This is a genomic window from Borrelia tillae (assembly GCF_055693965.1).
Genome location: NZ_CM146346.1, coordinates 744,273 through 765,692, shown reverse-complemented (window position 1 = coordinate 765,692; position 21,420 = coordinate 744,273). Strand labels below are relative to the sequence as shown.

13 protein-coding genes, 2 tRNA genes, 1 other RNA gene and 5 pseudogenes are annotated in these 21,420 nt (G+C 28.7%); 2 read left to right on the top strand and 19 right to left on the bottom strand.

Annotated elements, in window-relative coordinates; translation table 11 throughout:
* Nucleotides 1-11 precede the first annotated feature (11 nt).
* On the top strand, nucleotides 12-536 hold the full coding sequence (gene cyaB / locus ACWUD1_RS03735; RefSeq protein WP_472756461.1) for a class IV adenylate cyclase: 525 nt from the start codon (nucleotides 12-14) through the stop codon (nucleotides 534-536).
* Here cyaB and ACWUD1_RS03730 read toward each other — a convergent pair.
* The 18 genes and pseudogenes from ACWUD1_RS03730 to ACWUD1_RS03645 all read right to left on the bottom strand — a co-directional run bounded on the left by ACWUD1_RS03730 (nucleotide 513) and on the right by ACWUD1_RS03645 (nucleotide 19,370).
* Nucleotides 513-1,953: pseudogene (locus ACWUD1_RS03730) on the bottom strand (hypothetical protein). The gene cyaB and the pseudogene ACWUD1_RS03730 overlap by 24 nt on opposite strands.
* A gap of 72 nt (nucleotides 1,954-2,025) precedes the next feature.
* Nucleotides 2,026-2,550, bottom strand: a pseudogene (pgsA, locus tag ACWUD1_RS03725) (CDP-diacylglycerol--glycerol-3-phosphate 3-phosphatidyltransferase); the annotation flags it as partial.
* 16 nt (nucleotides 2,551-2,566) lie between these two features.
* Nucleotides 2,567-4,317, bottom strand: a pseudogene (gene thrS, locus ACWUD1_RS03720) (threonine--tRNA ligase).
* Between the two features lie 160 nt (nucleotides 4,318-4,477).
* Nucleotides 4,478-5,795: pseudogene (gene rodA / locus ACWUD1_RS03715) on the bottom strand (rod shape-determining protein RodA).
* A 5-nt stretch (nucleotides 5,796-5,800) separates the two neighbouring features.
* Complete coding sequence (mrdA, locus tag ACWUD1_RS03710) at nucleotides 5,801-7,603, bottom strand: penicillin-binding protein 2 (protein ID WP_472756460.1); 1,803 nt, start codon at nucleotides 7,601-7,603, stop codon at nucleotides 5,801-5,803.
* 2 nt (nucleotides 7,604-7,605) lie between these two features.
* Nucleotides 7,606-8,087: pseudogene (locus ACWUD1_RS03705) on the bottom strand (rod shape-determining protein MreD).
* Nucleotides 8,084-8,929, bottom strand: a complete 846-nt coding sequence (gene mreC / locus ACWUD1_RS03700; protein ID WP_472756459.1) for a rod shape-determining protein MreC — start codon at nucleotides 8,927-8,929, stop codon at nucleotides 8,084-8,086. Before mreC ends, ACWUD1_RS03705 begins: the two are co-directional and overlap by 4 nt.
* Nucleotides 8,930-8,941: 12 nt before the next feature.
* Nucleotides 8,942-9,991 carry an MreB/Mrl family cell shape determining protein gene (locus ACWUD1_RS03695; protein ID WP_472756458.1) on the bottom strand — a complete coding sequence of 350 codons (1,050 nt, stop codon included), beginning with the start codon at nucleotides 9,989-9,991 and terminating at the stop codon, nucleotides 8,942-8,944.
* Nucleotides 9,992-10,003: 12 nt separating this feature from the next.
* The gene (locus ACWUD1_RS03690) at nucleotides 10,004-10,969 is read right to left on the bottom strand and encodes a tetratricopeptide repeat protein (RefSeq protein WP_472756457.1); all 966 of its coding nucleotides are present in this window, start codon (nucleotides 10,967-10,969) and stop codon (nucleotides 10,004-10,006) included.
* A 21-nt stretch (nucleotides 10,970-10,990) separates the two neighbouring features.
* An RNA gene (rnpB, locus tag ACWUD1_RS03685) (RNase P RNA component class A) lies at nucleotides 10,991-11,333 on the bottom strand.
* 19 nt (nucleotides 11,334-11,352) lie between these two features.
* Nucleotides 11,353-12,111 carry a zinc ribbon domain-containing protein gene (locus ACWUD1_RS03680; protein ID WP_472756456.1) on the bottom strand — a complete coding sequence of 253 codons (759 nt, stop codon included), beginning with the start codon at nucleotides 12,109-12,111 and terminating at the stop codon, nucleotides 11,353-11,355.
* A gap of 28 nt (nucleotides 12,112-12,139) precedes the next feature.
* On the bottom strand, nucleotides 12,140-14,038 hold the full coding sequence (gene rpoD / locus ACWUD1_RS03675) for an RNA polymerase sigma factor RpoD (RefSeq protein WP_472756455.1): 1,899 nt from the start codon (nucleotides 14,036-14,038) through the stop codon (nucleotides 12,140-12,142).
* Complete coding sequence (gene dnaG / locus ACWUD1_RS03670) at nucleotides 14,031-15,800, bottom strand: DNA primase (RefSeq protein ID WP_472756454.1); 1,770 nt, start codon at nucleotides 15,798-15,800, stop codon at nucleotides 14,031-14,033. The genes rpoD and dnaG overlap by 8 nt, the downstream gene beginning before the upstream one ends.
* A 5-nt stretch (nucleotides 15,801-15,805) precedes the next feature.
* Nucleotides 15,806-16,840, bottom strand: coding sequence for an endolytic transglycosylase MltG (gene mltG / locus ACWUD1_RS03665; protein ID WP_472756453.1), 1,035 nt, complete (start codon nucleotides 16,838-16,840; stop codon nucleotides 15,806-15,808).
* Between the two features lie 192 nt (nucleotides 16,841-17,032).
* A tRNA-Tyr gene (locus ACWUD1_RS03660) sits at nucleotides 17,033-17,114 on the bottom strand.
* Nucleotides 17,115-17,120: 6 nt separating this feature from the next.
* Nucleotides 17,121-17,194, bottom strand: a tRNA-Thr gene (locus ACWUD1_RS03655).
* 79 nt (nucleotides 17,195-17,273) lie between these two features.
* The gene (locus ACWUD1_RS03650; RefSeq protein ID WP_472756452.1) at nucleotides 17,274-17,594 is read right to left on the bottom strand and encodes a hypothetical protein; all 321 of its coding nucleotides are present in this window, start codon (nucleotides 17,592-17,594) and stop codon (nucleotides 17,274-17,276) included.
* Nucleotides 17,595-17,603: 9 nt separating this feature from the next.
* Entirely contained in the window at nucleotides 17,604-19,370 is a 1,767-nt protein-coding gene (locus tag ACWUD1_RS03645) for a DUF5312 family protein (RefSeq protein ID WP_472756451.1), read from the bottom strand.
* 125 nt (nucleotides 19,371-19,495) lie between these two features.
* On the opposite strand from ACWUD1_RS03645, the gene ACWUD1_RS03640 reads away from it, so the two are divergent.
* Entirely contained in the window at nucleotides 19,496-20,719 is a 1,224-nt protein-coding gene (locus tag ACWUD1_RS03640) for a CCA tRNA nucleotidyltransferase (protein ID WP_472756450.1), read from the top strand.
* On the opposite strand, the gene rnc is transcribed toward ACWUD1_RS03640, so the two are convergent.
* A complete protein-coding gene (rnc, locus tag ACWUD1_RS03635; RefSeq protein ID WP_472756933.1) occupies nucleotides 20,691-21,362 on the bottom strand; it encodes a ribonuclease III in 672 nt (223 codons plus the stop codon). The two genes, ACWUD1_RS03640 and rnc, sit on opposite strands and share 29 nt — an antisense overlap.
* Nucleotides 21,363-21,420 lie beyond the last annotated feature (58 nt).

Below are 21,420 nucleotides of genomic sequence, written 5' to 3'. Positions count from 1 at the left end.
ATTTTTAATACATGTTTGAAATTGAATTAAAAGCTTTTATTCCTAAAAGTGAACTTAAAAAAATTGTAAAATTAGCCAATCAAAAATATAAATTTATTAAAGAAGAAATTAAAAATGATACTTATTATTGCAATACAGAAAAAATGATAAGAATAAGAAAACTAAACGATTCAGAAGAGATTATAACCTTTAAAATCAAGTCTCCAGAAGAGGATATAGAAATAAGCAAAGAAATTGAATTTAAAGTAGACTGCATAATCAATTTTATATCCTTTCTGGAAGAAATGAATTTTAAAATTTTATATAAAAAACTCAAAAAAAGTCTAATTTATAAAAAAGAAAGCTTAAATATCGAAATCAATGAAATTGAAAATCTTGGTTTTTTCTTAGAAATCGAAAAAATAATTCATGACAAAAATGAATTGGAGCTTGCTAAAAAAGAAATTTACGAAACAATCAAAGAATTTAAATTACAAAATAATATTGAAAAAAAAACTTACTTTGAATTAATACTAGCGAATCAACTTAAAGGATAAAATTTTAAAATCTAAACTTAGATATGATAATATAAATCCTTCATCCTGATACCTTTCAAATTGAGGCTTACAAACAGATTCTTGAAAAATTTCAGCTCCATTGAAAAAATACCAATCATTATCATTAAAATAAATGAGTCTAATATTATCATTATCCTCAAAAATCAAGAATAAATCGTCTCTATAACTTAAAACATCACTATTAATTCCTTTGATTTGATATTGGGACTTATATTTCGCCATTTATCATATTGCAAGGTAGATGAACTTACAACAAGTCTATCTTTTGTTATATAACTTAAAATAACCTGATCAGATTTAGAATTAGACAAAATGTTGACAGAATTTGCTGTATTTGCAGACTGGACATTTAAATTGGCCCAAGTTTTATTGCCCCTATCAATAATAAATTCAGAACTAACATAATTATTTATTTTATAATTATAAAAAATTCCCAAAAAAGGATCAGCAATGATGCCAATATTTGAAACATCAACATCAGCATTGCCTTTAGACATATAAGAATCCATAACATCATTCCAAATATTACTATATCCTCTATTTAAAACAAAATTCACCTTATATTCACTACCAACTTTATTTAAATACGCTACATATAAATTATCTCTATTATCAATACGAATATTTACCAAACATCCAATATTGTCTCTAAATTTAGGACTAATATCAATCCACTTACGTCTATTAAATTTTTTAACTATAAGTTCACTAGAAAAATTATCATTACTATTGGTAGTAAATACAACATACAATTCTCCTTTAGAATTAATAGCAAAATCAAAACATGCAATATCAGTAATATTATCATTAACAGCAGTACTTATATCAAACCAACCAATATTCTTAATAAATGAAGAAACCTTAATATTATCACTACCTTCAAGCTGATAAGCAATATAAAGAATACTATCATAAGTTTTTAAAATATACTTCTTAAGCTTTAACCCCATCTGAAAATTTGGCAAATCCATTAATAAAAAAGTCTTATCCTGTTTTTTTATGTAAGATGCTTTAACCTTTAGAGTATTATCACTTATTATTGATAAATCTAAATCTGTAAGAGAAAAATTAATGTTTACATCTGTCGATGTAACATAAATTACAGCATAAAGAATATCTTTGTCCAATTGAAGTTTGATATCTCTTTTTTTATCTTATCTGTCACATATTTTTTATTAACAACATCATATACCATATAGACATAGTCTGAACCTATAGAAATATCAAATGTCAAGATATAATTAGAAGACTTACTAACCTTTAAATAAATACTACCCTTTCCGCTTTTACTTGAAATACTTAAAGGACTTAATTCTGTTAATATTTGCTTTGACTGCGCATGAGAATAAAAACCAATCAGTAACAAAGCAAATATTAATAATACATTATTTTTCATATTTACTAAATCCAAAAATATCACGGAATACCCAATGAATGATATGACAGTCAAAAAGGCGGATACAGCATATATAACCCCTACAATAAAAGAAAACTTAAAACTCAAATTTAAAATTGAGCTAATAAGATTCTCAATAAATGTAATAATTTTTAGTCTGTCTAGACTGTAAATAAAAAGACTGGCAAATGTTGAAATAGCATAAAACAACGTTTTCATCTTTCCTAAAAATTTAGCTTGCTGAACTATATTAAACTGAATAATTAGATTTCTAATAACACCAACAGAAAGTTCGCGATACACAAATATCACAAAAAAATAATATGGAGTAATACCTTTATAAAAGAAAAAAACAAAATATGTAAGATGTTGTAACACATCCGCATAGGGATCTAAAATCTTACCTACATCACTCACTAAAGCATATTTCCTGGCAACATATCCATCAATAATATCCGTTATTTCATTAAAAATGATTAAACTCCAAATTAATATTAAAAATAAATAAAGATTCCACAAATCTTCAAGACAAAATATAAATAAAATAATAAAAGATAATATAATTCTAAAAAAAGTTATTTTATTTGGACTTATCATACACTTACCATACAATCTATAAAATCTCCTTATTACTTATCTTTAATTTCACAAATTCAATCGTCTCTCTTAAATCAAGTCCATTGCGCTGATCATTTGTCCTAGTTCTAATTGAAATTTTTTCTTCTACCATTTCCCTCTCTCCTATGATAAACATATAGGGAACTTTTTTGGCTTGATATTGTCTAATCTTTGCATTCATCCTCACATTGCAATCATTATCAAGTTTTATTCTTATTCCTTCATTTTTAAAAATAGACAATACTTTTGATGCATATTCTCCTACAACACTATTTACAGGAATAATTACAATCTGAAGGGGCGCCAACCATACAGGAAATGCCCCCCCATAATGTTCTATCAAAATACCAAAAAATCTCTCAATAGAACCAAGAAGAGCTCTATGAATCATCAAAGGACGTTTTTTCTTACCATCTTCTGCTGTATATGTCATATTAAATCTTTCAGGAAGATTAAAATCAAATTGAATTGTACTCATTTGCCACTCTCTTTCAAGAGAATCAATTATTTTAAGATCAATTTTAGGTCCATAAAAAGCTCCACCTTTCTCATCAATATCATAAGCAATATTGTAATCAATCAAAGCTTCTTCTAAAACTTTTGTAGACATCTTCCAATCATCTTCATCCCCAACAGATTTCTCTGGCTTTGTTGCAAGATATGCCTTTAAATCAGTAAATCCAAATTTATTCCACATATAAATCGCAAATCTTAATACTTCCTTAACCTCAAACTTAACTTGCTCATAAGTACATATAATGTGCGCATCATCTTGTGTAAATCCCCTAACACGCATAGTACCATGCAGAGCGCCTAACTTTTCATAACGATATACCGTACCAAGTTCAGCCCATCTAAATGGCAAATCTTTATAAGAATGCTTAGAGGTATTATAAATCATAATATGAAATGGACAATTCATGGGCTTAACGTAATAATTGCTTTTGTCCATATCCATTCTTTCAAACATACTCTCTTTATAAAAATCTAAATGTCCAGAAGTTTCCCAAAGCCAAGATTTGCCAACATGAGGAGTAAAAAGTATATCATAACCATTCTTAAAATGTTCTTCTCGCCAGAAATCCTCTATTAAAGTCCTTATTCTAGCACCATCTGGATGAAAAAATACAAAACCAGGTCCTACTTCCTCATGAACAGAAAATAAATCAAGTTCTCGTCCAAGTTTTCTATGATCTCGTTTCTTAATTTCTTCTCGCAATTTAAGATACGCCTTTAAATCCTTCTCATTATTCCATAAAGTACCATAAATACGAGTAAGCATTTTATTTTTTTCATCACCACGCCAATAAGCACCAGCAATACCTGTTAATTTAAATGCCTTTGGATCAATTTTATCCATACTATCAACATGAGGACCTTTACAAAGATCAATAAAATTATGACTTTTATATATTGAAATCTCGCTTTTAACATCAAATCCTTGAATTAAATCAATTTTATAAGGCTGAGCTTTAAAAAACATTAAAGCCTGTTCTTTAGTCATTACTTCCCTTACAAAAGAACTCCCTGTTTTTAGAATTTCTCTCATCTTTTGTTCTATCAATGAAGATCATCTTCTGTAATATTTTTTTCAAAATCAAAATCATAATAAAATCCATCTTTAATAGGAGGACCTATAGCAAGCTTAGTATTAGGAAACAATTCAAGAATAGCTTCTGCCATAACATGCGCAATTGAATGTCTCTTTTTATATAAAATACCTTCTTTATCTAACTTTTCACTCATAACAACACCCTAAATTTATAAGATTACAAATACACATAAATACAATACACTCAAGCTTAACTGATAAAATACAGACAAATAAAAAATCTTATCAATACAATATACAAAAAAATTTACTAAAAAAATAGATAAAATAATAAGAACCAATAAATAAAATTTTTTAATCTATGGTCACCATAGATTCAATATTAAAATAAAGAGCCATAGCCAAAAAGAAAGTAATAGTAGATGAACCACCATAAGATAAAAAAGGCAAAGGTATACCTGTAATTGGCAAAAGCCCCAAAGACATTCCAATATTAAAAGAAGTATGAAAAAATAATAGGCCCAATACGCCAGCAAGCACCAAAGACATATATTTGTCTTTGCTTTGATTCATTATAACCAAAATCTTCAAAAGAATAAGAAAAAATAATATTAAAATTATACTCACTCCCAAAAAACCAAATTCCTCTGCCAGGATTGAAAAAATAAAATCCGTGCTCTGAGATGGAACATAATTTGCATGAGTATAAGGACCCTTTAAAAATCCCTTGCCGAAAACACCTCCAGAACCAATGGCAATTTTTACTTGATTTAAATTCCAGCCAGCTCCTTTAAGATCAATGTTTGGATCTAAAAAAACTAAAAATCTCTTAATTTGGTAAGGTTTCATAAATTTTGAAAGGAATTTGGACAAAAAAGCTGCCACTAGCAAAATTGAACTCATAAATAATATATAAAAGTAAATCAATCTAATATTTAAATTATTTTTAGAAATAAAAAAGCCTACAGCAGAAGATAAAAGCAATAAAATTAATACTAAAAAAGCCACTTGAAAATAAAAACTATTAGAAAAAATTAAATAAAGAACATTTCCCATATCCGATTTATATTCATACCAAACCGGCAACACCACAAAAAGAAATGAAAAAAATCCTGTTAACGCAAAACACAAAATATAATGTATATCTATACCAGCAAAAAAAGAAATAAATATAAACATATTTAAATAAACCACAGCGGTACCAAAATCAGGTTGCAAAAACACAAGTAGAATAACAGGCAAGATTAAAATAAAAGCTAAAATAAAAATTAATAAATTATTATACTCATTTTTACTACTATAAAACTTAGCAAGGGCCAAAATACTAATAATTTTACCAAACTCTGACGGTTGTCCTCCTAATTTCCAAATCCCAATCCAAGATCTAGCTCCATTAACAGTAACACCAAAAAAGGCAGTGAAAATCAAAGAAACAACTAACATAAAATATAAAGGATAAACCATGCCATGTATAATTTTAAGATTATATCTTCCTACTATAAAAATTACAAAAAATCCACCAAGAGCCCATATAATTTGCTTTATATATTCAGTTTTCATTAAAGAACCATTAGAAGTATAATCACTAGAATATATAAGTAATCCCAATAAAAGATATCATCACCAAACTAAATAATGTTACTCTATCATAATTTTTTCTAAAAACAGCCATTTATCTTACCTAAGATACCATGGTCTATACTCTTTAAGAATATCTTCATAACTCTGCTTGGCAAAAATCCCTTGCATCATTAAATCTACAGACTTAGCAGACCACATATCTGCTGTACTACTTTTTCCTTCAACCAAACTAAAAATAACAATTTGTTTACTAGATGGGGCGTTATAAGGCGCAAGACCAACAAAAGAACTATTTTCAATACCAGTAACACCAGTCTGCCCTGTACCACTCTTTCCTCCAACTTCCACAGCTTTTGTTAAAACTGAATTCCTAGCAGTTCCATAAGTTATAACATTTCTCATATACTTTTTTAAAAGCCTAAAAGTCTTTCGACTAATAATATTTGTTTTCTTAAGAATTTCAGGAACATTTTCAAGAACAACTTCATTAGTAGTTCCATTCAAGATCCTATTAACAATTTTTGGTTTATAAATAATACCTTCATTTGCAATCATAGCTATCATATTAGCAATCTGAATAGGGGTAGCATTTAAAAATCCATGCCCTATTGAAACATTAGCAGTATCCCCACCTACCCAAGGCTGATTAAAATTTTTTTCCTTCCATTCCGGACTTGGAAGAAGCCCAGAAACCTCATTTGGCAAGTCAATGCCTGTTTTCTCACCAAAACCATACTCCTTAGCATATTTGATGATTTTTTCAATACCAAGGTATTTAAGTCCGGATATATAAAAATAAACATTACATGAATGAGCAACAGCAAGTTCCAAATCAACATAGCCATGACCCCCGCGTTGCCAACAATGAAATACTCTGTTTCCTACCCTAAAATACCCCGGACAATGAATCTTTTTACCCTTATCAAGGACCTTTTCCTCTAATAATCCCGTAGCCATTACCAATTTAAAAACAGACGCTGGAGGATAAACTGATTGTATCGCCCTATTGAGAAAAGAATAATCTTCCTCAGAATTCTTGTTATAAACATCGTGCATTGAATAATAAGGATAATTATGCAGTGCCAATATACTTCCCGTTGCAGGCTTTAATGCTACTATAATCCCGTATCTTTCTCCCAAAGTGTTCTTTGCAAGCATTTGAATATCCTTATTTATATTCAAAACAATATTATTACCAGGGGTCATATGTTCTATAATAGAACCACTATCTATCCTTTTTTCCCTAGAATCTACCCTATACTTAATTAGACCTTCTTTACCCCTAATATAGCTATCATAAATTTTTTCAATGCCTAATTTTCCTATTGTAGAATTATTATCATACCCCTTAACATTATAAAAAGCACGAAGTTCTCTTTGGTTAATCCTACCAACATATCCAATAGAATGAGAATAAGAATTATCCACTAAATAATTTCTTTTAAAAGAATATGTCCATAAAAGTGCAGGATAATAATTTCTCTTTTCAGCTACTCTAAATAACATTTCTGGACTCAGTTCAACTATTTCCACATCTTTTAAATACCCTCTAGGAGCCTCAATTTTAGAAACAATAAGTTCCTTTTCAACATCTAAACTGCTTGACAAAAAAGCTAACATTTCATTTCTATCCTCAATAGGCATGCTATAATATTGCTCCAAACTAATTTTCAAAACAAATGCTGTAAGATTATTTGCAAGCACATTCAAATTTGAATCCAAAATTTCACCCCTTGATGCTTTGATCTTTTCAACTCGGGATAAAAGCACTGTTGCTTCCTTATCATACAACAAGTGCCTTCCAATCTGCATTTTAAATAAAGTAAAAAGATAAGAAAAAAAAACAAAAGATAGAAGAAACAGTCCAAATCTATATCTGCCCTTCAAAATAACTTTCATTGTTAATATTCCTCTCTAATAGTATAAAGACTCTTAGTACAATAATTTAAAATTGGATATAAAAAATTTAAAAAAACTATGTTTATAAGAAGATTAATATCAAATATTGAATAATTGAATCCTTTAAATCAATAAAATCTGCAAAACTCATTGCCACAAACCAAATAATAAATTTTGCAAAAATAAAAAATATTGTTATACTAAACATACTCTTTGGAATAATCATTTTAATCTTTTCAAGTAGATAAAATACCAAAACATAACTAAAAACAAAAAATCCAAGTGGCAATCCATTGAAGTATTCCATAATTAAACCATGTAAAATACCTGATATTAAACCTACATTAAACACAAAGTTTAAAGAATTAAAAATTAAAATAATTAAAAATATATCGATTGAAAAAGAAAAACTAATGTCACAATAATATTGAAAAACATGTCCCAAGAAGACACTAATAATATAATAGAATATAAAAGATATCACTTTTCTATCCTCTTATTACCCTTAACCAAAAAAATATATTCTAACTTATCTAAAACTATTATGGGTTCTATTTTAATATTTAAAAGAGAATTATATTCAAGAACATTGAAATCAACAACCTTGCCTATATAAATCCCACTAGGATAATCACTAAATCCAGCAGTAACAACAGAATCTCCAACCTTTAAAGCATTTTCAGCTAACTTGTTAACATAGTTCATCTCAAGAAATTCACCATACCCCTTACCTTCAACAAGACCAATAAATTTACTATTTTGAATTCTTGCAGAAACATAGTTTTCATAACTGGTTAGAGGCAAAACTCTAGCAGTATTTGCATAAACTTTAACAACCTTTCCAACAAGCCCACTAAATCCATCTTGATAAGCAACAGCTATCATATCTTTTTGAACACCATCATTATAACCCTTGTTAATCGCCATCAAAGATGAAACATTTGCATAATTTAAATAAATTACTTCTGCTGAAATAAAATCATTAGAATGGGCCAAATAAAATCCAAGCTGTTCTTTAAGTCTAGAATTTTCTTGTCTTAAAACTTGCACATTCTGAATAACTATTTCAAGCTGTTGTATTCGTTTTTTATAGATTTCTATTGTCTCACCATAATCCTTATACTCATTTATAGCCTTAAAAATACTAGAAACAAAATTAAAAAAATCATACATATTACGTTGAATATATGAATTTAAAGTAAAAATAAAAAAATCGTCTTTCTTGTCTAGCTTAGAACCACTTGAGTCATAAATCATAAGAAAAATGGAAACTATTAATACACTAAATACCTTAATAAAATTCTTAAAATTAACCAGAAACCTCATATATTTGTATATCTATTCGTTAATAAAACTATATATATTTTTACTAATATCTATCCTATTAGCATAATCGTAAAATAAACCGGCTCCAACAGCTACAGATAAAAGAGGATTATCTGCAACATATACTGGCACCCCCGTTTCCTTTGATAAAAGTCTACTAAGCCCCTTAAGCAGAGCTCCACCTCCTGTTAATATGATCCCACGCTCAACAATATCTGTTGCAAGCTCCGGGGGAGTTGCTCCAAGAGTTCGCTTAACCTCATCAACGACATTATCAATAGGCTCTTGCAAAGACTCCCGTACTTCCATAGAATCAATAATTTGCTTCCTAGGCAAACCTGTAACAGCATCTGTTCCTTTAATATCTATAGTCTCAACTTTCAAATTATGAGTATCTGGATAAACATTTCCTATCTTAATTTTCAATTTTTCTGCTGTTTGTTGTCCAATAATAATATTATGAGCATTTCGCATATATTTGATAATACTCTCGTCAAACTCATCACCGCCTGTTCGAATAGCTCTACTTACTACCATACCACCAAGTGATATAACCGATATTTCAGTAGTTCCACCTCCAATATCACATACCATATGACCTGTTGGTTCAAAAATGGGAATATCAAATCCAATGGCAGCTGCTAAAGATTCTTCAATAACCTTAACTTCACGTGCACCAGCATTCATTGCACTTTCCTTTACAGCTCTCCTTTCAACTTCTGTAATGCAAGTTGGAACTCCTATTACCATTCTTGGCTTAAAGAATAATTTCTTCCGAGAAAAAATCTGACTTATAAAATACCTAATCATTTTTTCTGTATTTTCGATATCAGCAATAACTCCATCACGAAGCGGTCTTACGGCCTTAATATTTTCCGGTGTTTTCCAAAGCATCTTCTTGGCATTGCGACCAACAGCTACAACTCTATTATTCTTATTAACATCAATAGCAACTACCGAAGGCTCACTCATTACAACACCATAATCCTTAATATAAACTAAAGTGTTACATGTACCAAGATCAATGCCAATATCTACCAAAAAAGATTTAAAAAAATTCAAAATCAGTTCCCCCTAAAAATCCTCTAGACTAAGTTTAAGTCTTTCCCGTGCTTCTTCCAAATAAGGATTAATGCTTAATGCTTCTCTCCAATATTTTCTAGCCTTAGGATAATCTTTATCTCTCTTTCTATATATGTCTCCTATTTTAACATAAACATTAGGATTTAAACTATTAATTTTAAGTACTTTATCATAACAATGCAAAGCGTCCTCATAAGCGCCTTTATCCAAATAGATATCTCCATACAATAAATATACCTTTTGTACCAAATTATCATCACTTTTTGCATTATCTAATGCTACACTCTCTTCTTGTAAAAATTTATTTATATATTCAACACTCTTATCAACACTACCCGTCTTATAATTCACATAAGCTAAATTCCAAAGAACAAGATCTGATTTATTCTCTTTATAAGCTTTTTCAAAAAACTTCAAACTAGAATCATAATCTCTTAAAAGTTGATAAGAATATCCTAAATATTCAAAAATATCTTCTTTTACACTCATAAAATCAAAACTACTTGAATACAAAGCTTTACTCAAATATTTAACAGAAAGATCACTATAATATTCGCCCTTATGAGAATAAGCTTTGCCCAAAATATAATAAAGCGAACCCATAGGAGCATCATCACTAATCGACATCAAAAACCGCAATTTTTCTATTGCATTATCTAAAAACTGATTTCTTAAATAACTATCATTCAACATTAAGGAATAATAAAAATATGAAAATCCAAGAAGCAAATTTAAATTAAAATCAAACTTATTAGTCTTAAGACCATTTTCAGCATAGTCTATTATTTCTTTATATTCTTTATTATCCCAAAGAACAAGTAAGTTCACCTCAGTAGGACCTGCCTTTAAATAAGAATTAGAAAAGGCTTTAAAATAAGATAAGACATAAAAAATAAAAAACAAAAGAAATGAGCTTATAATTAAATAAAAAGTACCCTTTAGATAATTAATCCCCATATAAGACTCTCTACAAAAAATTTAAGTTGACATCCATAAGCCGAGTTCTGTACTATGTCATCATCTATCTTGTTTTTTCATTACTGAAAAAATCATGCAATCTACCCACAAGCCTACCCTCAAGAGCTAAGGAAACTTGCTTACTTGATTTTGCTCCTAATGAGGTTTGTCTTGACCTTATTTATCACTAAATAAGCGGTGAGCTCTTACCTCACCTTTTCACCCTTACCATAAAGGCGGTAATTTTCTGTGACACTCTCTTAAGTTCTAAACTCCTAGGAGTTACCTAGCATTATGCTCTTATTGGAGCTCGGACTTTCCTCTTAATATAATAAAACATATTAAGCGATGACTGGATATCAACTTAAAACTATGCATAAATTTTAATCTATAAGATCTGCCAAACCACCAGGAACCATTTCTAAACCAACTTCAAATTTATCTTGATAATAAAGTATTCTACTACAATAAGGACAAAATTTAATATCATCAGGTTCACGTCTTACCTTATTTGCAAATTCAACAGGCAGTATCATATGACAACCCTTACAAACATTATCGATTAAAGGTACAACTCCATTAGATTTATTTCTAATAATTCTTTGAAATTTAAATAAAAAATCTTCATCCATTCGAGAAGCATATCTCTCTTCTTCTTCTCTTATAGAACTAAGCTTTTTTATAATCTCTGAAAGTTCATTCTCAAAATCACTACTCTCAGTAGCATAAGAACCCTGCACAACCTCAAGTTTATTCTTAATATCAGCTATCTCTCTATCTATTTTTGTCTTAAGTCCAGTAATATGTGTCATTTTTTTTCTAATAGCAACTTCATCGTCAATAATAGTCTGTAATTCTTTTTCAAGAGCCTCATACTCTCTTTGGGTTTTAATACTATCAATTTTTTCTTCTGCCTTACTCTTTCTCACATTAATATCTTGAATATCTAATTTTAAAGATGAATCTTCTTTTTGATAATTTTGAAATTTGCACTGTAATTCATAAAGAGTTTCAACAAGTCCATCAATTTGAGCCTTCTTGGTTTGTAAATATTTAGGAATATTTTTTTGCCTCTCTTCAAGTTCAAATTTAGCTTTATATATATCCTCAAGGTTTTTCAATATATCGATATTACTTTCCACGAAGTGTCCCCTCCTTTTATCCTTTCTATCAATTTAAATCCTCTAAATAATCTTTAAGTTTTTGTGTTTTTTTAGGATTCTTAAGTCTTCTTAAAGCCTTAGATTCAATCTGTCTAATTCTCTCTCTTGTAACATTAAAATGAAGTCCAACTTCTTCTAAAGTTAAAGAATATCCATCCTCAAGACCAAACCTCATCTTAACAACTTCCTGCTCTCTTTCTGGAAGAGTGCCAAGAACTGATCTTATTTGATTTTGCAATACCACAAAAGATGTATGTTTTGCAGGATTCTTGATTGCCTTATCTTCAATAAAATCACTAAGAACAGAATCTTCCTCCTCGCCAATTGGTGTTTCAAGCGAAACGGGCTCTCTTGAAACATTCTTTACAGTCTTTACCTTTTTAAGATCCCATCCAAGCCTAGCTGACAATTCTTCATCAGTTGGATCTTTACCTAATACCTGAACTAAATATCTTGTTTCCCTATTAAGTCTATTTATTTGCTCAATCATATGTACAGGAACACGTATAGTACGCGCCTGATCTGAGATTGATCTAGTTATTGCTTGACGAATCCACCATGTAGCATAAGTAGAAAATTTAAAACCTCTCTTATACTCAAACTTCTCAACTGCCTTAATTAAACCAATGTTGCCTTCCTGAACAAGATCAAAAAAATGTAGCCCCCTATTAGCATATTTTTTAGCAATACTTACCACAAGTCTTAAATTAGCTTTAATTAGCTGATCTTTAGCATGTTGCATCATCTGCTTGCCCTTAAGGATTTCTTCAGACATACTTATTATTTTATCCATTGGATATTCATAATACATCTCAATCCTTTCAAGCTCTTTTTGAGCAAGTTGAGCTTCAGTAATTTGTTCTTTAATACGGTCTTCGCGAATATTTAAGGCCTTCTCTATTCGCTCACGTCTCTCAGGAATAGCTAAGTCTCTTCCAAGGATTCTAAGATTGCGTACCTTATCTATCTTTAATCTATCTAATATAGTCTTTTGTTGTCTCTTTAAATCCTTTATTTTACTAGCAGAATCAATATAATCATCTGAAAAAATACGCAATTCTTCTTGATATAAAGGAACAGACTTAAGCATTTCTTTTATATCCAATCTCTCTTTATTAGTACTCGCATCAAAAATATCCTCTCCAAGCTCATATAATTTATGTTTTTTTTCAATATACTTTACTAAACGATCCTGCAATGGTTTTAATGGAGCCTTATAAAAAGATGTGATTCTTTTTTTTTTGTTATAATAGTCAAAATTATTATCTTTTTCTCTTTCTCTTTCTTTTTTAAAAAACTCTTCCTTATCTATTCTTGAATAAATGGCATTAACCAAATTATAATAATTTTCTATAACCAAGCCTTCATTCTTAAGAATATTCTCAATTATACTCTCCCCGGAATCCATCTGCTTTGCAAGTTCAACCTCTTGATTTCCAGTTAACAAAAATTCTTTTCCTATCTCTTTTAAGTAAAGCCTTATTGGGTCTTCAGAATTGCCATCTTTTAGTAAACCACTCTTAATATATCCTGAACTAAAATCTTCCTTATCTAGAGTCTCGTCATCAAATTCATCTAACTTATCATCAATCTCATCATCACTCTGAACAATATCATCTAACATCATGCAATGACTATCAAGTTTACTTTCATCATCAAGCCCATCAATATCACAAACATCAGGCTCATCCATCTTTTCATTAATCAAACGTATTCCCTCATATTCAAGGACTCCGTACATACAATCAATGTTGTCAGGCTCTAACATATCTCCTGATAGGAACGTGGACAATTCTTCAAAAGTAATTGATTTCTTATCTCCTAAATAATTTAAAATCCTCTTGATTACTTTTGAATTTTTCTTTTTAAAAATCTGCAAATCTTTATTCTCTTCTATACTATTCATTTAAATATATCCTTAAGTTTTCTCTTTGCATATTTAAAAACATCAATTCTCTTATCTGAGTTTTAGCATCTATTGAAAAATTATTTTTGTTCATTTTTTCAACTACTGAAATTCGATTTTCTACTTTTCTTTTTTTAATTGCAAATAAAATTTGCTCAACCATCTCATTATCCACTTCAAATTCTACTTGTAGCATATTTTCAAAAAAAGTTTCACTAATACCATACTTATTTATCAGCAATTCTTTTAAATTAAGCAACGAAAAACCCTTACCACTCTCAAATAGGTTTTCAAAACATACAAAAATTTTTTTTACGTAATCGTCATTCAAGTCACTATCAATAATATTACGCCTTATTATATTAAAATAATTAAAGTCTTTCAATAAGGCAACTAATAAATATCTCTCATAGGTGTTTACTTCATAAGAATATGCATTTTTCTTATAACTTGCAATTGCATCCTTTATCCTCATACTATAATAATCTTTTCTTAAAGTTTCCAACCTAATACCCAATCTGCTCTCAAGTTTTCCTAAAAGAATTTCTCTTTGTGAATGGGTGTTTGATAAGCTTATCAAATTCATAAATACACTAATCATTTTATTAAAATCTGCTGTTTTGCTCAAATCATATTTTACTGAATATTGTTCCAAAAGATATTCAAAAGCATCACAGCTATCATTAAGCATATTTTTTAAGGCGGAAGCACCTTTATTCTTTAAAACATCTGCTGGATCAACTCCACTCTGCATTCTAATTACACTCACATCAAGATCAAACGGCAAACAAAGTTGATAGGCCTTAAGAGTAGCCATAAGTCCAGCATCATCACCATCAAAGCATATTATTATTTTATATGCATATCTCTGAATTAAAGCAAGATGCTCCCTGGAAAAAGATGTACCAAGCGCAGAAACCGCTATTTTTATACCAGCTGTAAAAAAAGCAAGAACATCTATATACCCTTCTGTCAATATCACAGATCTACTTTCTTTAATTGCAGACAAGCCCTCATAAAATCCATAAAGCAATTCCCTCTTTTTAAAGACCTCCGTTTCACTAGTATTAATATACTTAGGCCCATTATCTCCTAAATTTCTACCTCCAAATCCTACTACATTTCCTTTAAAATCTTTGATTGGAAAAATTAATCTTCCAGATAAAATAGAAAATTTTCTATTTCTCTTAGCAAACAGACCACTCTTAGCCAAAAGATCATCTGAATAGCCCTTTGAAAGCAAAAAGTCATAAAAACTCAACTTACCTACAACATCATATTGCAAATAACCAATACTAAACAAATCAATAACTTCTCGAGATATACCTCTTTCTTGCAAAAGATAATTCAAAACTGATTGATTACTATTTAAAAAAAATAAAAAAGTCTTAATCAATTTAGAATTCAAACCATATATTTTAGAAATTATTAACTTATATTGAAGTTTATTTCCAGTCTCCGTAGTTTGCCTAGTACCATCATGCACAATACCTACCATACTACATAGAGCTTTAACAGCACTATTATAATCTAACTTATCAATATCCATCAAAAATTTGATAACATTCCCCCCTTTTTTACATCCAAAACAATAAAAAAATCCCTGGGCAGGAGTTATAGAAAAAGAAGGTGTCTTCTCAGCATGAAAAGGACAAAGACCCTTATAAGATGATCCTGACTTAATTAACTTAACACGCTCTCCTATTAAAGTTACAATATCCACTCTTTGTTTAATTAAATCTACAATTTTAGCATATTCCATACTTTTTAATCCTTAGAAATAAAATTACGAATATAATTATTTACAGATAAAAGATGATCATTATAATTTGAAGAAAACTTATGAGTTCCAATTATAGGATCTTTTAAAACAAAAAACAAATAATTCGTATTATCTGGAAAAAAAACGGCTTTTAAAGCTATGATCCCGGCATTAGAAATTGGGCTTGGGGGATAACCTTTATTAATATAAGTATTATATGCAGAATTAATCTTTAAATCTGCAAAATAAATTCTCTCAGGATGAGGTCTTCTTAACTCTTCAGTAATGATATATTCAATTGTAGCACAAGATTGTAATGCCATATTAGACTTTATTCTATTATAAAAAACAGATGCTATTATTGGCGCTTCACTCCTAACTCGATATTCACGCTCTACAATAGATGCAAGGATCACTTTACTGTAAAAGTCTTCACTAGAATAAGATTTATAATTTATACCAATTGAACCAAGCTTATTAAAAAAATTACCAATTAAAATCCGTATTATTTCCTTCATGTCAATACCCTTATAAAATTTATAAGTATCTGGAAATAAAAATCCTTCAAGAGAATCATAATTTAATCCAAGTTCACGAATAAATTTAACATCATTCATTAAATCAATAAAGCTCTGAACATCAACAATAATGCCTGATTCATTAAGCTTTAAAGCTATTCTTCTACCTGTATATCCTTCAGGTATAGTAATATTAATAGGAAGTACAGGTCTACCTTTCAGAAATTCCCTATAAACATCAAGAGTTGAACAATGTCCACTGATTAAATACTTACCTTCCCGAAAATTCTTATCACTACCAAAAAAATAAGAAATAGCTATTAATAGCTTACCAGATCTAATAAGTCCACTTTTCTTAAGTTCCCAAGCTATTTTCTTTACTCCCCATCCTTTTTGGATTTCAAACTCATACACCAAATCAGATTCAAGAGGAGAAGAGTTTAAAAAACATAAAAAAGCTACTAAGAGAGATAAAATAATAACTAAAACACAAAGAAGAATAAAAATCCTTTTCATTACCATAAGAACTTTGAAAAAAATTACACTTTCCCAAGCTATATCAAATGAGAGACAAAAAACACATTCTCCCTACAAAAACGTAAATTACAAATATTAACTCAAATTTAATTATGATAAATACCAAAACACCTCAAATAATCAAGCAAAAAAATGAAACCCTACATAGAACTTAGGCAAATTACAACTTTAAAAAACTGGGGAGGGTGGGATTCGAACCCACGTAGGCAATGCCAACAGATTTACAGTCTGCCCCGGTTAACCACTTCGGTACCGCCCCCCTAAAAGCCGACTGTCGGAGTCGAACCGACGACCTGCGGTTTACAAGACCGCTGCTCTGGCCATCTGAGCTAAGTCGGCATAATAAAGCTAATGGTTAGTTTATAAAAATAAAATATATTAGTCAATAGTTAAAGACCAAAAGTAAATCTATTATATTTCAAAATAAAAGGAAAATTTTTATAAAAAAGGCAAAAAAACAAATAATAAAGCTAAAAATTAAAATCATATAATGATTGATTCTCTTTTTTCGCAAAAAGTAAAATAATAATAACCGAGTAAATTCAAGACCAAAAGAAATAGCACTAAGCACAATTGTCAATTCAAGTGAAAATTTTTGAAAAGATTCCATAAAAACATTATAAGCACCTGTTAAAAACAGGAGTAAACTAAGCACAGAATTAAAAAATAAAATTATTACTAAAACTCTAATAATAATTGAAACTAACCTTAACTCATTCATCTTTAATTCTCGTGACATAATTGACTCCTATAAATTCTCAATTATAAAAAGAGCCTGTTTTATCATAAATAAAACACTATTAACAACATAGCCTAAACTAATCTTCGTGTTATCCTCTATAGATAATTTATGAGAAATATTAAGAGCGCTTTGTATAAAAGCATTATTATTTTCCAAAAGAGCAACATATTTTTCTTTAAGATCAATAAAATAACTCATAAAACGAAAAATTAATTTTTGAATAGTCCCTGTCTCTTTTAAACACCATTGTGCTATTTTCTCCTTATAAGAATCACCAATATCAAAATCTTTGTTATATTTTTCATACTCCTCATTTTTAGCATTAAGTTCAAAATAAAAATCATAAACTTCCTTTTTCAGTATATTGATACCTCTTTCAATCTTAATATACAAACTTCTCAAATCAATACTATTGGCAAGTACTATATTATTAACAGTGCGTAATACTTCTTTCATTTTTACATCATAAACTTCCCTAAAGAACTCATTTAAAAAGTAAAACTTTTTAAAGCTTGAATATTCAATTCCCAGACCGCTAAAAAGAGTATTATTTAAATCCATAATAACACTATAATTTTTAATTAAACTTTTAAGCTCTCTATCCATCAAATCTGCTAAAAGATTATCATGATTTTTAACAATCTCACTACTAATATTTAAAAATAAAATATTTTCATAAAAACTTTTTATATCAAAGTATGGAATATATTTTCTGGGTGTTAAAACTGGACTCTCATAACATATTTTAAAAATATCCAAATAAGGCAAAGTTTTAGAAAAGCTAACAACTTTTACCATATTGTTCAAAATATTCTTAAACATAGAATCAATCTCTAAAAGATTTTCCTCAGTTAAAAGACCTCTTTCATTTGATTTGACTATTAAAAAATAATTCTTAACAATACTCTTTAATACTTCTTCATTTATTTCAATATCTTTTAATGTGTGCAAAAGTTCAAAAAGACATTTAAAATATTTATCAACACTCTTAAAACTAACACCAATTGTGCTATCAAGATCGATAGCATCTAAACTATCTATATCATCTAAAAATTCAATATTAAAAAAAGAAAAAAAAGACTTGTAAGGAAAAAATGCAATACCATTTAAAACATAAAAAAATTCAAACACCCCCTTTACAACTGTATATACTTGTACAGGTATTGAATCAATATAATTTTTAATCTTCATTTTAATAATCTCTTCTAACTCATTTTGACTTTGTTCTTTTTTTAAAAATCGTTCATACTCCCCAAGTGTTAAAAAATCTTCCATTTTACACAAAGAATTAGGTGCCTTATTCTGAATAATTTCAAAGATTGCTTGCTCAATAATATTGCCTGTCTCAAACATCTTAAAATATTCTTTAAGCTTCATTGAACAACAATAAAATCCAATCAACATTTCTATAAAACCCATACGTAGACATTTTTTTCTATAATCTATGACAGGATGTTTATACATGCTATTAACATAACCTTCTAGGGTCTTCATAAGATGTATTTTATAAATATCTTCTTTAGTTTTATCTCTTTGAAAAAAATTTAAAATATATACCCATACTCTTATCCAAAATGACTCTTCTTTAAATTTCTTAGATAAAAAATCATCAATTTGAGCTGTAGAACCTGCTTTTAAGTAATCAAAATTATCCTCAGATATCACTGAAGAATTTAAACTAAGATTTTTCTTTATTTCCTTTATCAATTTAACTCTTGAGTCTCTTGAAAGCTTATCAATAGAATCATATATATTAATATTAATCTTGTTCATAAACCCCCATTTATAAATGTTTCAATATGTAATCAAACAAATATTATTTTACGATATTTGAAGAATAAACTAAAATAATATTCTAACCCTAGAAAAATAGTATTTCAACTATAATATATTTTTATATGAATGTAGGTATTAATACTAAAGATATAGTAAAAATCAGTAAGATCTTCAATGAAAATAACTATGAATTCTTCCTCGTAGGGGGTGCCTTAAGGGATTTGCTACTTAAAAAGCAGCCCCATGATTTTGACTTCACAACAAATGCAACACCACAAGAAATAATGCGATTATTTCCAAGCAACATGCAAACAGGAATAAAACATGGAACAATAAGCATAATCTTTAACAAAAAAATTTTTGAAGTTACGACTTACAGAATAGACATAGATTATGAAAACAAAAGATCTCCTAAAAAAGTAAAATTTACAAAAAATTTAAATGAAGATCTCAAAAGAAGAGATTTTACAATTAATTCAATTGCAATGAATATACTAAACAACGAGATAATAGATTGCTATAATGGCAAACAAGACCTCAATAAAAAACTAATAAAGTGTATAGGGGAACCAAATAAAAGGTTTGAAGAAGATGCTCTTAGAATACTCAGAGCCATAAGATTTGCATCTACACTTGACTTTACAATTGATAAAAATACATTGGTATCCATGAAATATAAAAAAGTAAATTTATTACTTCTGTCAAAAGAAAGAATAAATAATGAATTTATCAAACTTCTAGAAGGAAAAAACCCAACAAAAGGAATCAGTTACCTACAAAAAATAAGCTTCTTTCAATATTTCTTCAATATAAAAATAAACAAAAAATTAAAAAATAAAATCAACCTTTTAAGCAAAAATAAATTTTATTTAAAAGCAATAGTTATTCTTACAATAAAACAAGAAATCCCATCTTTAAAAGAAAATTTAAAATTACTTAGATTTTCAAATAAAGACATCAAATTAATACTATTTTATAAAACTATCATTAATGAACTTATTACGCTACAAATTAAAAAATTATATGATATTAGAAATCTATTAAACAAAGCCACCAGAGAAAATTACAGAGAAATACTCGATATATATAAAGCGCTTAAAGGGAAAGATTATAAACTTAAATATATAATAAATAAGATAAAAAGCAAAAAATTACTAAAAGATCCTCTATTTTTAAAGGAACTCAAAATAAATGGAGATGACATCAAAAACCTTGCATTAACAGACAATAAAAACATCGGTGAAATTCTAAACTTCTTATTAAAAGAAGTATTAATTAATCCTAAATTAAATAAAAAGGAAAATCTAATTAACAAAGTTAAAGATCAATATTCGCAATATTCTTAAGCGCCATTTCAGCCGCTATCATTTCAGCTTCTTTTTTAGATTTACCCCTACCATTAGATACAAATTTGTCATTAACATAAAGTTCAACGCAAAAAATCTTATTATGATCAGGGCCTAATTCTTTAGCCAGCTTATAACTTGGTGAAATTTTATATTTTTTTTGAACATATTCCTGCAAAAGACTTTTATAGTCTTTGAAATCACCACGATTAAACATCAATCTTATATGAACTTCAAACAGATCTACCACAAACTCCGATGCTTTTTCAAAACCTCCGTCAAGATAAAGCGCCCCCACAAAAGCTTCAATAGCATCTGCAAGAATGCCTTTCTTATTACGCCCATCATTACTCTCTTCACTTCTACCAAGCAAAATATAGCTACCAAGACTAAGTTCTCTCGCAATATTTGAAAGAGAATCTTCACTTACAATATAAGATCTAGCCTTACTAAGCTCCCCTTCGCTCTTTTCAGGATAAAATTTATATAAATAATCTGTGATAATAAGATTAAGAACTGAATCCCCTAAAAATTCTAATCTTTCATTATTAGCATATTTATGATCAAATTCATTTGCATATGATGAATGACTTAAAGACATATTCAACAAATTAATATCCCTAAAATCAATATGCAATCCCATCAAGAACTCATCTAATTTTTGTCTCCAATCGATATCCAACTTACCCACAGAAGAACCC

What these genes read in the sequence shown, in the direction of transcription:
- rnc (WP_472756933.1), bottom strand. Translation starts at nt 21,362, where the DNA reads ATGGGATTGCATATTGATTTTAGGGATATTAATTTGTTGAATATGTCT.
- ACWUD1_RS03645 (WP_472756451.1), bottom strand. Translation starts at nt 19,370, where the DNA reads ATGAACAAGATTAATATTAATATATATGATTCTATTGATAAGCTTTCA.
- mreC (WP_472756459.1), bottom strand. Translation starts at nt 8,929, where the DNA reads ATGAGGTTTCTGGTTAATTTTAAGAATTTTATTAAGGTATTTAGTGTA.
- cyaB (WP_472756461.1), top strand. Translation starts at nt 12, where the DNA reads ATGTTTGAAATTGAATTAAAAGCTTTTATTCCTAAAAGTGAACTTAAA.
- mrdA (WP_472756460.1), bottom strand. Translation starts at nt 7,603, where the DNA reads ATGAAAGTTATTTTGAAGGGCAGATATAGATTTGGACTGTTTCTTCTA.
- ACWUD1_RS03640 (WP_472756450.1), top strand. Translation starts at nt 19,496, where the DNA reads ATGAATGTAGGTATTAATACTAAAGATATAGTAAAAATCAGTAAGATC.
- ACWUD1_RS03690 (WP_472756457.1), bottom strand. Translation starts at nt 10,969, where the DNA reads ATGGGGATTAATTATCTAAAGGGTACTTTTTATTTAATTATAAGCTCA.
- mltG (WP_472756453.1), bottom strand. Translation starts at nt 16,840, where the DNA reads ATGGTAATGAAAAGGATTTTTATTCTTCTTTGTGTTTTAGTTATTATT.
- rpoD (WP_472756455.1), bottom strand. Translation starts at nt 14,038, where the DNA reads ATGAATAGTATAGAAGAGAATAAAGATTTGCAGATTTTTAAAAAGAAA.
- dnaG (WP_472756454.1), bottom strand. Translation starts at nt 15,800, where the DNA reads ATGGAATATGCTAAAATTGTAGATTTAATTAAACAAAGAGTGGATATT.
- ACWUD1_RS03650 (WP_472756452.1), bottom strand. Translation starts at nt 17,594, where the DNA reads ATGTCACGAGAATTAAAGATGAATGAGTTAAGGTTAGTTTCAATTATT.